Consider the following 12,481-nt stretch of genomic DNA (forward strand, 5'->3'; position numbering starts at 1 on the left):
GACTCGGATTCTGCATCGGACACAGCGGTTACTCCTACCCCCACTCCTACGCCGACTCCTACCCCCACTCCTTCTCCTACTCCTTCTCCTACTCCTACTCCTACTCCTACTCCTACTCCCACTCCTACTCCTACCCCTACCCCCACTCCTACTCCCACACCCACGCCGACGCCGACGCCGACGCCTACCCCCACACCAGCGCCAAGTGGCGGTGAATGTGACATGACTGGCAATATTTTTTCTGTCGTGGGTAACGCTGCCCAGATGAACAACAACATCTACAACGCCGATGGCAACACGATTGCAATGACCCAGGTCAATAACATCGTGGTCAATGGCGGCGCATCCTTCAAGGGCACGGGTGGTCTCATTGAGTTGGCCCAGACGACAAACGTCACTTCCGGGACGGGGAGCGGCACAACGGCGCTGACCAAGACCTACTACAGCTTTGGCGCCACCGAGAGCAAGGCTTACGGCATCATCAACTCGTCAACGGTGATGGGGATCGCCATCACGGGTACGGTCACCTTCACACCGGCCATGGCTTGGCCGACGAATCCGAGTCTGGGTGTCCCTTACAGCAACAGCTACACCACATCAATTGAGACCATGGGTGTGACCAACACCCAGACTCAGTCCGAGGTGCGCACTTATAGCGCCGAGCAGATCACCACACTGGCGGGCACTTTTGCTGCGTGCAAAGTCAAGACTGACGTCACGATCAATGGAACCACGACTACGACGTATGGCTGGAATGTTGGCTCGGGGCGTCTGAAGGGTCATATCCTCAAGCAGACCACTGGTGCTGGGGTGCGGACCATGGAATCCACTTTGCTGACAGTGAACGGCAGTTGATTGGCACGATTCGCACCATGCACACAGAAAAGGCCCACAGTGTTGTGGGCCTTTTCGTTGCCGTGATTGGCAGATACTGTGGCTTTCAAGCGAAGGTGCCCTTGCCCGTGAACAAACCCAACTGGTTGCAAAGCAATGACCCTGCGATAGAACACGCGTTGTTCCAGCTGGGTTATCGCAACCTCAAGGCGCATCTGGTCGGCCACGTCTGCCTGTCTTTGCTGGTGGCGAGCGGTACATGGTTTGCCGCTTCTCACCGCCTAGTGCTGTTGTGGCTGTGCTGGATGTTGGGTTTGTCGGTGTTTTTCATGTATGGCATTCGGGCCTTCAGAGAGAAAGCCGAACACGAAGGCATTCACGCGGGCAATCTGGCGCAATGGAAAACCGTCAATGTCTGGATGACCACCCTGCCTGGCATCGGCTGGGGAAGCGTGGGTTTGTTGATGGTGCCGGGGGCCGAGATCAACAACCTCATGGTGATGACCTCATTTGCCGGTGCGTTTGCCTACTCTGCGGTCAGCAATGCCTACGATTTGCGCGGTTACTTGATCAGTGTCACGCTGGCCACGGTGGTCCTGCTGTCCCAACTGAAAGGGGCCTTTGGTGAACAGGCCTGGGTGGCAGCTGGCATGTGTCTGCTGTATTTTGGTGTCATGACCTGGGTGGCGCGCAATGCACACGGCACGCTGCTCGAGTCGATCCGCCTGCGTCTGGCCAACGAGGTTTTGGCGCAAAAGAACGCTGAAGTTGCCGCCCGCGCAGAGCAAGCCAACCGCGACAAATCCGAGTTTCTGGCCGCCGCCAGTCATGATTTGCGCCAACCTGTGCATGCCCTGCTGCTGCTGATTGAAGCTTATCGGCAGCAGAACCCCGCTGCCGCCAGCCATCCTCTGGTGCTCAATATCGCAGCGGCCGGCCAGTCAATCGGCACCTTGTTCAACGCCCTGATGGAACTGTCGCGCTTGGAGAGTGGCATGGAAAAGCCGGTGCTGACGCGTTTCGATCTGGCCGACGAGATATTGCTGCTGGCCAGCCGCCTGCGACCGGTGGCGCACCGCAAGAGCCTGCCCATCCGCAGTTTTGTCAGCCGATGGTGTGAGCATCTGATGCTGCAGACCGACAAACTGCTGTTCGAGCGCATCGTGGGCAATCTGCTATCCAACGCCGTGCGTTACACCCACCAGGGTGGCGTGTTGCTGAGTCTGCGCCGAGCCCATGGTGGCGATGGCGTGTGGCTTGAAGTCCGTGACACCGGCATCGGCATCGCAGCGACGGATCAGGCACGCATTTTTGACCCCTACGTGCAGATTGCCAATCGAGAGCGGGACCGCGCCCAGGGGCTGGGGCTGGGGCTGGCCATCGTGCGCCACGCCAGTGCGTTACTGGGCTTGGCAGTGAGTCTGCGCTCCCGGCCTGGGCGCGGCAGCTGTTTCAGGCTGCACCTGCCCGGTCACCTGTTGCAGAGCGCCAGCCCGATACGGGTGACACCGATCGCGGCACGGCCCGATCTGGTGATGGCACCAGCCTGGATCAAGGGCCAGCATTTGCTGCTGGTGGACGACGATCTGATGATCCAGCGCGCCATGACCGCACTGTTGGGCAGTTGGGGGCTGGACGTGCGCTGTGCAGCACTTGGGGACGCCAGTGTGCTCGATGCCTGCCAGCCCGACTGGCAGCCGGACTGTGTGCTGTGCGACTTCCGGCTGCCCGGACCTATGGACGGCGTGGCCATGCTTGACTTTCTGCAGGATCACTTCCCGGCCATGGTAGGCATCCTGCAAACCGGTGAACTGGCACAAACCGTTCAAGCACGGGCCGAAGAGTCAGGTTACATGGTGCTGTTCAAGCCGGTGGAGGCCTCGATTCTGGCGTCCACACTGGCCGCCGTGCTGGACCGACGGTCCGTGGAGAGAGCCGCATGAATATTCTGATCGTGGATGACCATCCGCTGACTTGTCAGGGTCTGGCGGCACTGCTCAGCGCCACCCGCCCTGAAGTGCAAGTGCAAAGCGCTTATAGCGCCGAGCAGGCGCGCGACGCGCTGCGCCGTTTGCCGGCGCCGGACTGGCTGTTTCTGGACATCAACCTGCCCGACGACCCGCAGCACCAGTTATTTGCCTACTTGTGCGACTCACCCTGGATCGACCATACCGTGTTGATATCTGCCGAGCCGGAGCATCGGTTGGTCCGCACGGCTTTGGCCGCTGGTGCCAGAGGTTTCATCCCCAAAACTGCCGACCCTGCGCTTGTGTTGCAAGGATTCGAACGCATATTGGCGGGTGATTTTTTTGTGCCACCGGCGTTGAATGCCATGCTGCAACTGGGTGGCCCGGGTGACGATATCGCAAGGCGTCTATCGCCGCGACTGCAGCAGGTGCAGGATTTGCTGCTGCGCGGTGCTGCCAACAAGGTCATTGCCCGCCAGCTGCATCTGTCAGACCATACGGTGAAGGAGTATGTCTCTTCAGTCCTGACTTTCCATGCGGTAGCCAACCGACTTGAGCTGGTGCTGAAACTCGGCGGGCATCGCCCGCCCTGATAACCAATCCGTTTTCAACCGTTAACATGACTGCATGAGCAAACTCAGGCAGATGGAGACTTTTGCGGCCGTTGCTGTGCGCGGCGGCCTCACCGCGGCCGCCCGCGCTGAAGGTGTGGCACCGGCCATCATTGGTCGGCGGCTGGATGCGCTGGAGGAGCGGCTGGGTGTCAAGTTGCTGACCAGGACGACGCGGCGTGTCACGCTCACCCACGAGGGTCAGGCTTTTCTGGATGATTGCCAGCGCCTGCTGGCTGAGATTGCCAACGCCGAGGCCAGTGTGTCGGCGGGTGGTCTGCACGCCAGTGGACACCTGGCCATCACCGCGCCCGCCGGTTTCGGCAGACGCCATGTGGCCCCGCTGGTGCCACTGTTTCGGCAAATGCATCCGGCAGTGTCCCTGTCGCTGAGTTTGAGTGACCGGGTGGTCGATCTGACGGCCGAAGGTTTTGACTGCGCTGTGCGTGTCGGCGAGATGCCGGACTCCAGTCTGGTCAGCGTACGCCTGGCCGACAACCGGCGCCTGTGTGTGGCGGCCCCCGCCTATCTGCAACGACATGGAACACCGCAGCATCCACAGGACCTGGCCCGCTTTGACTGCCTGACCCTGTCCAGCGACGCCTCGCAGACGCGTGGCTGGGTGTTCTCGGTGCCTGGCGCAACAGGAATTGACGTGGTGCATCTGAAACCAGGCGGACCTTTAAGTTGTTCTGACGGCGAAGTACTGTTTGACTGGTGCCTGCGTGGGCATGGCATCGCCTGGCGCAGCACCTGGGAGGTGCAATCCGAAGTGGCCAGTGGTGCCCTGGTGCCGCTACTGGAGGCATATGCCGCACCACCGAACGGTATTTACGCAGTGTTTGCACAACGCAAACACCTGCCGCAGCGCGTGCGGCTGTGGATCGACTTCCTGAAACAGGAGTACGCCAACGCGCGCTTCTGGCCAACACCGGCCCCGTAAAATCGGGCCATGCTTACCGTTAAAACCGAACTCCTTGAAGCCCTGCGCCAAGCGCTGGAACACCTGATGCCAGGCGCCGGTGCCCAATGCGCCTTTGAATCTCCCAAGGTGGCGGCCCACGGCGACCTGGCCACCACCGTGGCCATGCAGTTGGCCAAACCACTGCGGCAAAACCCGCGCGCACTGGCCGAGACCCTGTGCACGGCGCTGCGCGCCAGCACTGCTTTTCGTACCTGGGTCGAAGCGCTGGACATTGCTGGCCCGGGCTTTATCAACATCAAGCTCAAGCCAGCAGCCAAACAGCAGGTGGTACGAGAAGTCTTGGCCCAGACCACCGGCTATGGCACACAGGCCGACAACGGGCAGCACATGTTGGTCGAATTTGTCTCGGCCAACCCGACCGGCCCGCTGCATGTGGGCCATGGTCGGCAGGCCGCACTGGGTGATGCCATCTGCAACCTGTTTGCCAGCCAGGGCTGGCAGGTCTACCGCGAGTTCTATTACAACGATGCCGGGGTCCAGATCGCCACACTGGCCAGCAGTACCCAGTTGCGAGCACAAGGCGTCAAACCAGGGGATGCCGGTTGGCCCACCGATCCGGACAACCCGGCGTCAAAGAACTTTTACAATGGCGAGTACATTGCCGACATTGCGGCAGACTTTCTGGCGGGCAAAACGGTACAGTCAGACGACCGTGCATACACCGCCTCGGGTGACGTGAACGACCTCGACGGCATCCGCCAGTTTGCCGTGGCCTACCTGCGCCATGAGCAGGATCTGGACCTACAAGCCTTTGCTGTCAAGTTTGACAACTACTACCTTGAGAGCAGCCTGTACACCAGTGGCCGGGTCGACGCCGCAGTCAGCAAGTTGCAACAAGCCGGCAAAACCTACGAGCGAGACGGCGCGCTTTGGCTCAAGTCCACCGACTACGGCGACGACAAGGACCGTGTCATGCGCAAGGGCGACGGCAGTTATACCTATTTTGTGCCCGATGTGGCTTACCACATCGCCAAGTGGGAACGCGGTTTTGCCAAAGTGATCAACATCCAGGGCACCGACCACCACGGCACGATTGCCCGGGTGCGGGCGGGATTGCAAGCGGCGGGTGTGGGCATCCCTCAGGGTTACCCCGACTATGTGCTGCACACCATGGTGCGGGTGGTGCGTGGCGGACAAGAGGTCAAGATCAGCAAGCGCGCAGGCAGTTACGTGACGCTACGCGACCTGATCGAATGGACCAGCAAGGACGCCGTGCGCTTCTTCTTGCTCAGTCGCAAGCCCGATACCGAGTACACCTTTGATATTGACTTGGCGGTGGCCAAAAACAACGATAACCCGGTGTATTACGTGCAGTACGCCCATGCACGCATCTGTTCGGTTCTGGCAGGCTGGGGCGGCGATGTGCAACAACTGGGGCAGGTGGATTTGCAGCCGTTGACCAGCGCGCCGGCCCATTCGCTGATGCTGTTGCTTGCCAAGTACCCGGGCATGTTGACGGCTGCTGCCGAAGGGTTTGCACCGCATGACGTGACTTTTTACCTGCGTGAGCTGGCAGCGAGCTATCACAGTTATTACGACGCCGAGCGCATTCTGGTGGACGACGAACCCGTCAAGCTGGCGCGCCTGGCCCTGGTGGCAGCCACCGCGCAGGTGCTGCGCAATGGTCTGGCCGTGCTGGGTGTGAGCGCTCCGCAAAAAATGTGATTCACAATCCAACCCTGGCGACAAAGGCATGACATGAAGCAACAACGCGGCGGCACGGTTCTGGGGTTTTTTCTGGGTCTGGTATTGGGTCTGGCCATTGCACTGGCGGTAGCGGTGTATGTGACCAAGGTACCGGTGCCCTTTGTCAGCAAGGTGATGGGCCGTGACCCGGCTCAAGATGCCAACGAGCAGCAAAAAAACAAAAACTGGGACCCCAACGCGCCCTTGTACGGCAAGAATCCGATCAAGCCTGACGGACCTGCGGAGGAAGTGGTGCCACGGCTGCCGCCCGGCGACACTCCGGCGCCCGCTACCAAGACCAGTAGCGCCAAACCCCCAGCCAGTGCTCCTGGTGCCAACACCCCGGCCAAAGAGCTCAAACCCGCGGTCACCGGGGACCCATTGGGTGATCTGGCCAAGGCCCGCACCGAGGCAGCCAAAGGTGCCGCGAGCACGGCTGCCAAAGCACCGGACCCGTTCACCTATTTTGTTCAGGTCGGGGCGTTTCGAACCGTCGAAGACGCCGAAACCCAGCGTGCCAAACTGTCACTGGCCGGCATTGAAACCAAGGTTTCAGAGCGCCAGCAAGCGGGAAGCCTGGTTCACCGGGTGCGCGTCGGACCGTTCGACACCCGCGAAGCAGCTGAAAAATCACGCAACCAATTGAACGCTTCAGGCATAGAGGCGGCGCTGGTACGGGTTCAGAATTGAACTAATTGCGTCGACAGCGCTCAGATGCTGCGTTTGTCATCATCAACCGGAGAACCACAATATGAAACGTCGCGCATTTATCGCCACTGCGTCCAGCCTGGCGGCTGGCACCGCCACGCTGTCCCCGCTGACGGCAATGTCTCAGGCGGCTGCGCCCAAAGAAGGTACTGACTATGTCAAGCTGGCGCAGCCGGCACCCGTTGAAGCCCCCGCCGGCAAGATCGAAGTGGTGGAGTTTTTCTGGTACAGCTGCCCCCATTGCGCCGCATTTGAGCCTGTGTTGGCGGAATGGGTGAAGCGCTTGCCGGCGGACGTGGCGTTCAGGCGGGTTCCGATCGCCTTTCAGAGCAGCTATACCCCGCAGCAGCAACTTTACTATGCCCTGGAAGCCATGGGCTTGCTCGACACTCTGCACACACGGGTCTTTGCTGCCATCCATGGCGAGCGGCAAAACCTGGTCAAGCCAGATGCCATTGCTGACTGGATCGTCAAACAAGGCGTGGACAAAGCCAAGTTCCTGTCGCACTTCAACTCGTTTTCCACCAGCACCAAAGCCAACCGGGCACGCCAGTTGATGACAGCCTATATGGTGGAGGGGGTACCTGCCATGGGCGTTGCCGGGCGTTTTTACACCGACGGCTCACTTGCCAAGAGCACCGATCGGGCGCTCACAATCAGTGATTTCCTGGTGGCAGAAGTCCGGGCCAAGCGCTGAAGGTCAAAGCAAACATCATGGCAAACACGGTTTTGCAGCCGCGACACCGTGCTTGACCGCTACAATGCGGCACTTCTTTATGCAAGATTCGTGCCTCTATGTACCACCCCATTGCCTCCTGGCTCATCCTGTCACTGCTGACCAGCATTGCTTTGGGCGCTGCGGCCGAAAAAGCCGACCGCGACAAGCCGATGAACATCGAGGCAGACGCGTTACGGTATGACGATGCCAAAAAGATCAGCGTGTTCACTGGCCGGGTGGTGCTGAACAAGGGCAGCATCCAGATCCGTGGTGAACGTGTTGAGGTTCGCCAGGACGCCCAGGGTTTTCAGTACGGCGTGGTGACGGCAGAACCCGGCAAACGCGCCTTTTTCAGGCAAAAACGTGAAGGACTGGACCAGTACATCGAAGGCGAAGGCAGCAGCATTGACTACGATGGTCGGGCTGACACGGTCAAGTTCATCGGGCAAGCCCAGTTGCGTCGCCTGCAGGGCAGTGTGCTCAACGACGAGTTCAATGCCGGTGTCATTGTCTACAACAATACCACCGACGTGTTCACGCTCGATGGCGCGCCCACTGCGGGCAGCAATGGCAGCCTCGGACAAACCGGCGCGCCGCCCGGTCGGGTGCGTGCCATGTTGACGCCAGCCAAGGCCAGCGCGTCCGCCGCTGGCGCCACCTCTGCACCCGCTGCGGCACTGCGCAGCAGTTCACAAATTGGCGGGGCCGCGCCGTGAACCCGCCAGCGGATGCCATCGCAGGTGCCAAAACGCTGGTGTCCGAGCCGCCACAACAACCGCAACTCTCGTGCGACAGTTGCCTGGAAGTCAAACACCTGCAGAAGTTCTACGGCAGCCGAAAGGCCGTCAAGGATGTGTCGCTGTCCGTGCGCAAAGGTGAGGTGGTCGGCCTGCTTGGCCCCAACGGTGCCGGCAAGACCACGTCTTTTTACATGATTGTGGGGCTGGTGCGGGCCAGCGCCGGCGAAATCACCATTGACGGCCAGTCGATCGAGCATATGCCGATCCACCGGCGCTCCCGTCTGGGTTTGAGTTATTTGCCCCAAGAGGCGTCCATTTTTCGCAAACTCAATGTCGAAGACAACGTCCGGGCAGTGCTGGAACTGCAACTCGACGACAAGGGACGCCCATTGCGAGCGCCCGAGATCGAGCAACGGCTGACTTCCTTGCTGCAGGACCTGCGGGTGGACCATCTGCGCCAGTCCAGCGCCTTGTCGCTGTCGGGGGGCGAGCGCCGGCGTGTCGAGATTGCGCGTGCCCTGGCCACCAACCCGCGCTTTATCCTGCTGGACGAACCCTTTGCCGGCATTGACCCGATCGCGGTCATCGAGATCCAACGAATCATCGGTTTTCTCAAAAATCGCGGCATCGGGGTGCTGATTACCGACCACAACGTGCGTGAAACCCTGGGCATTTGTGACCACGCCTACATCATCAGCGACGGCAGTGTGCTGGCGCAAGGTACACCGGCCGACATCGTCAACGATGTGGACGTGCGCCGGGTGTATCTTGGCGAACATTTCAGAATGTGATGAAGCAAGGCCTGTCCCTTCGGGTGTCGCAGCATCTGGCGTTGACGCCTCAGTTGCAGCAGTCGATCCGCTTGTTGCAACTCTCGACCCTGGAACTGTCGTCTGAAGTTGATCAGATGCTCGATGACAACCCGTTTCTGGAACGCAGCAGCGATGAAGCCGAGCGCGAGTCTTTTGGCTTGACGCAGGCCGATCTGCCGGTAAGTCAAAGTGACCGTGATGCCGAATTTACTCAATTTTCAGGAGCTGGAAACACTGATGGAATAGGCGCTAAGGCAGAAAATGACCCCCAGGACTCGGACTGGCAGGGCGACGATGGCCCGAGCTGGGACGGCGACGGCAGCGTCAGCCTGGCCGCCGACGACAGCGAATGGGGCAGTGAGGCCAAAGCCAGGGGCAACAACCTCAGTGGCGACGACGAACTGGATGCCACCGAACTGGCCCGCAACCAGGAGTCGCTGCAAAGTTACCTGCACCGTCAGGCCCTGGCGCTGCGTCTGAGTGCAGAGGACAGCGCCGCGCTCAGGTTCCTGATCGAGTCGCTCAATGACGACGGTTACCTCGAAGACCCGCTGGAAGAACTGGCGCGTGGTCTGGCCGGTGATGACGCAGACCAGATCGAGCAACTGCTGCACCATTTCACCGTGGGATTGGGTTTGCTGCAAAGCCTGGAGCCTGTGGGTGTCGGCGCCCGCAGCCTCGGCGAGTGCCTGCGCTTGCAATTGCAGGCGATGCAGCACCTGCCCATGCCAGACCGCGAGGGAGACACAGCAACCGTTGCAGTCGCTTTGCGCATCTGCCAGCAGCCCATGGATCTGCTGGCGCGACGCGACATCAAACATCTGATGCCCCTGTGCGACGCTTCAGACGCCGCCGTGCGCTCAGCCATCACACTGATCGGTCGTCTGGAGCCCAAGCCAGGGCGACGCTTTGTGGATGTGGAGCGCAACATCGTGGTGCCCGATGTGCTGGTGGTCAAAATTGGCAGCGGTGCCGCGGTCAGGTTCCAGGTGCGGCTCAACCCTGAGGTGATGCCGCGCCTGCGCGTGCACGACATCTATGCCAATGCCCTCAAGGGGCACAAAGGTGGAGGCAGCGAGGCCGCCAACGCGCTGGCACTGCAACAGCGCCTGCAGGAGGCGCGCTGGTTCATCAAGAACATCCAGCAGCGCTTTGACACCATCCTGCGGGTCAGTTCAGCCATTGTCGAACGCCAAAAGAGTTTTTTTGTCCACGGTGAATTGGCCATGCGACCGCTGGTACTGCGCGAGATCGCCGACGAACTGGGCCTGCACGAATCGACCATCAGCCGCGTGACCACCGCCAAGTACATGGCGACACCGTTTGGCACCTTCGAGCTGAAATACTTTTTTGGTTCCGGCCTGGGTACCGAGTCGGGCGGCAATGCATCGAGCACCGCAGTGCGCGCGCTCATCAAACAATTTGTCGCAGCCGAAAGTCCGAAAAAACCACTGTCTGACAACCAGATCTCCGACATGCTCAAAGAGCAAGGCATTGAATGTGCACGCCGCACTGTGGCCAAGTACCGGGAGGGACTGCGTATTGCGCCGGCGTCCTTGCGCAAGGCCTTGTGAGACTTTGCGGAAACTTATGAACCAACTCCAACTGTTCCTGCCCTGCGCCGCTGGTGTGGAAGACTATCTGGCCCCCGAGGTGTTGCGCATCACCGGCTTGCCTCCCGGCTGCATCACCAAGCAGCGTGGCGGCGTGGCGGTGCGCAGCGGGTTTGCCCATGCCATGTTGCTCAACCTGTACAGTCGGCTGGCACAGCGGGTGTTGGTGCTGCTGAGCTACACCGGATACCGCAATGAACAAGACCTGTACCGCGCCGCCAGCGAGGTGGCGTGGGAGCGCTGGTTCACACCGCGCGAGAGCATCAAGGTCGAGGTCACCGCGCAGCACAGCCCACTCAACAGCCTGAACTTTGCCACGCTGAAAGTAAAGGATGCGGTGTGTGACCGCTTCCGAGTGGTTGCCGCCGGTGTGCGCCCCGATGTCAATACCCAGTGGCCGGATGTGCGCATTTACGCCCACCTGACCACCGACAGCTGTTCGCTATACATCGACACCTCAGGTGAACCGTTGTTCAAGCGCGGCTGGCGCGCGGACAAAGGCGATGCACCGCTGAAGGAAACGCTGGCTGCAGCGATGATTGCTGCGAGCGGCTGGCTCGATGGCGAAGGTGACCTGCAGCCACTTTACGATCCCTGCTGCGGTAGCGGCACCATCCTGATCGAGGCGGCCCAAATGGCTTGCAACCTGCCCGCCGGTGGTCAGCGGCATTTCGCCTTTGAGAAGTTCATTCCGTTCCAGAAAGCCGTCTGGGACACCATAAAAAAGGAAGCGGCTGAGGCGGTGGTGATGCCGCAGGCCGGGCAAAAACCCATCATCTTCGGCAGCGACGTGGCACACCGAATGGTCGATTTTGCCGAGCGCAACGCCGAGCGAGCCGGCGTGGCGCAGGTGATCGAGTTCCGCGGTGGCGATGCCTTGCAGCGCATGCCCCCGATTGACGTCAGCCTCAGCGGCGCAGGCGTCATGCTGCTCAACCCACCCTACGGTGAACGCATTGAGGTGGCAGGGGTGGCGCGCGCCGAACGTTTTGGTGCGCGCGAATTGCCGCAACTGGAACAGGGTGGCGAGTTCTTCAGCCAGCTGGCCAGCCACTGGAAGAAAAATTACGCCGGCTGGAGCGCCTGGATGCTCACCCCGGACCTCAAACTGCCGGGCAAAATGCGCCTGAAAGAGTCACGCCGCGTGCCGATGTGGAATGGCCCGATCGAATGCCGTCTGTTCCGATTCGACATGATGGCCGGCAAAATGCCCGGTAAAACGCCCCGTCGCGCTGGCGCAGACCCCGGCACCACAGACAACTGTGCACCCTGAAGCGCTTTTCGCCACGCCGGCTGGCACAGCGCGGGCCTTGGTCCTGGACACCAATGTGGTGCTGGATTTGCTGGTGTTTCAGGACCCGGCCTGCGCACCGTTGCTGAACGCAATGAAAAATACCCGTTTGCGCTGGATCGCCACCCCGGCCATGCGCGACGAGTTGGCCCGCGTGTTGGCGTATCCACAAATTGTTGCGCGGCTGGGTCGCCCACCGCACCCCACCGACCCTGCACACGCGGCCACTGAGGTGTTGCGGTGCTTTGACGCCATGACGCAGGCGGTACCGGCCGCTGGCAAAGCCCCGGTTACTTGCGGCGATCGTGATGACCAGATCTTTATCGACCTGGCGGTGGCACACGGCGCCATCCTGTTGAGCAAGGACCGGGCCGTCCTTTGTATGAAGAAACGCCTTCTAGCGCAATCTGTCGTTGCTTTGACTGCTATACCTTATGTAAGATTTGAGTCGTCATAGGGCACGCGCCGCGCTATCAAACCCAGCATGGCCTACGCTTGATAACCCGCGTAGGTCTT

At 60.6% G+C, this 12,481-nt stretch carries 13 protein-coding genes; all 13 read left to right on the forward strand.

What is annotated here, in order from left to right:
* On the forward strand, positions 1–215 hold a 215-nt coding region (locus KBF66_RS09575; protein WP_296655648.1), incomplete at its 5' end, for a hypothetical protein.
* Positions 216–222: 7 nt separating this feature from the next.
* Entirely contained in the window at positions 223–855 is a 633-nt protein-coding gene (locus tag KBF66_RS09580) for a hypothetical protein (RefSeq protein WP_296655652.1), read from the forward strand.
* Between the two features lie 107 nt (positions 856–962).
* Entirely contained in the window at positions 963–2,777 is a 1,815-nt protein-coding gene (locus tag KBF66_RS09585) for an ATP-binding protein (protein WP_296655657.1), read from the forward strand.
* Positions 2,774–3,394 (forward strand): response regulator transcription factor, encoded by a 621-nt coding sequence (locus tag KBF66_RS09590; protein WP_296655660.1) that lies wholly within the window; start codon positions 2,774–2,776, stop codon positions 3,392–3,394. The genes KBF66_RS09585 and KBF66_RS09590 overlap by 4 nt, the downstream gene beginning before the upstream one ends.
* A 34-nt stretch (positions 3,395–3,428) precedes the next feature.
* Positions 3,429–4,355, forward strand: coding sequence for a LysR family transcriptional regulator (locus tag KBF66_RS09595; protein WP_296655663.1), 927 nt, complete (start codon positions 3,429–3,431; stop codon positions 4,353–4,355).
* A gap of 9 nt (positions 4,356–4,364) precedes the next feature.
* Positions 4,365–6,062, forward strand: coding sequence for an arginine--tRNA ligase (gene argS, locus KBF66_RS09600; protein WP_296655668.1), 1,698 nt, complete (start codon positions 4,365–4,367; stop codon positions 6,060–6,062).
* Between the two features lie 33 nt (positions 6,063–6,095).
* Positions 6,096–6,773, forward strand: coding sequence for an SPOR domain-containing protein (locus KBF66_RS09605; protein ID WP_296655672.1), 678 nt, complete (start codon positions 6,096–6,098; stop codon positions 6,771–6,773).
* A 61-nt stretch (positions 6,774–6,834) separates the two neighbouring features.
* Positions 6,835–7,488 (forward strand): thiol:disulfide interchange protein DsbA/DsbL, encoded by a 654-nt coding sequence (locus tag KBF66_RS09610; protein WP_296655676.1) that lies wholly within the window; start codon positions 6,835–6,837, stop codon positions 7,486–7,488.
* Between the two features lie 98 nt (positions 7,489–7,586).
* Positions 7,587–8,225: a lipopolysaccharide transport periplasmic protein LptA gene (lptA, locus tag KBF66_RS09615; RefSeq protein ID WP_296655681.1), complete on the forward strand. Its 639-nt coding sequence runs from the start codon at positions 7,587–7,589 to the stop codon at positions 8,223–8,225.
* Positions 8,226–8,263: 38 nt separating this feature from the next.
* Complete coding sequence (gene lptB / locus KBF66_RS09620) at positions 8,264–9,040, forward strand: LPS export ABC transporter ATP-binding protein (protein ID WP_296655793.1); 777 nt, start codon at positions 8,264–8,266, stop codon at positions 9,038–9,040.
* On the forward strand, positions 9,040–10,635 hold the full coding sequence (gene rpoN / locus KBF66_RS09625) for an RNA polymerase factor sigma-54 (RefSeq protein ID WP_296655684.1): 1,596 nt from the start codon (positions 9,040–9,042) through the stop codon (positions 10,633–10,635). The genes lptB and rpoN overlap by 1 nt, the downstream gene beginning before the upstream one ends.
* A 16-nt stretch (positions 10,636–10,651) precedes the next feature.
* Positions 10,652–11,947 carry a class I SAM-dependent RNA methyltransferase gene (locus tag KBF66_RS09630; protein WP_296655688.1) on the forward strand — a complete coding sequence of 432 codons (1,296 nt, stop codon included), beginning with the start codon at positions 10,652–10,654 and terminating at the stop codon, positions 11,945–11,947.
* Positions 11,937–12,422: a PIN domain-containing protein gene (locus tag KBF66_RS09635; RefSeq protein ID WP_296655691.1), complete on the forward strand. Its 486-nt coding sequence runs from the start codon at positions 11,937–11,939 to the stop codon at positions 12,420–12,422. The genes KBF66_RS09630 and KBF66_RS09635 overlap by 11 nt, the downstream gene beginning before the upstream one ends.
* Positions 12,423–12,481 lie beyond the last annotated feature (59 nt).

The sequence above is a fragment of the Rhodoferax sp. genome (assembly GCF_018063565.1).
Lineage (GTDB): Bacteria > Pseudomonadota > Gammaproteobacteria > Burkholderiales > Burkholderiaceae_C > Rhodoferax.

Bases quoted from the DNA above. Each gene is read 5' to 3' on its own strand.
- KBF66_RS09580 (WP_296655652.1), top strand. From the start codon at position 223: ATGACTGGCAATATTTTTTCTGTCGTGGGTAACGCTGCCCAGATGAAC.
- KBF66_RS09595 (WP_296655663.1), top strand. From the start codon at position 3,429: ATGAGCAAACTCAGGCAGATGGAGACTTTTGCGGCCGTTGCTGTGCGC.
- lptA (WP_296655681.1), top strand. From the start codon at position 7,587: ATGTACCACCCCATTGCCTCCTGGCTCATCCTGTCACTGCTGACCAGC.
- KBF66_RS09605 (WP_296655672.1), top strand. From the start codon at position 6,096: ATGAAGCAACAACGCGGCGGCACGGTTCTGGGGTTTTTTCTGGGTCTG.
- KBF66_RS09590 (WP_296655660.1), top strand. From the start codon at position 2,774: ATGAATATTCTGATCGTGGATGACCATCCGCTGACTTGTCAGGGTCTG.
- rpoN (WP_296655684.1), top strand. From the start codon at position 9,040: ATGAAGCAAGGCCTGTCCCTTCGGGTGTCGCAGCATCTGGCGTTGACG.
- KBF66_RS09610 (WP_296655676.1), top strand. From the start codon at position 6,835: ATGAAACGTCGCGCATTTATCGCCACTGCGTCCAGCCTGGCGGCTGGC.
- argS (WP_296655668.1), top strand. From the start codon at position 4,365: ATGCTTACCGTTAAAACCGAACTCCTTGAAGCCCTGCGCCAAGCGCTG.
- KBF66_RS09630 (WP_296655688.1), top strand. From the start codon at position 10,652: ATGAACCAACTCCAACTGTTCCTGCCCTGCGCCGCTGGTGTGGAAGAC.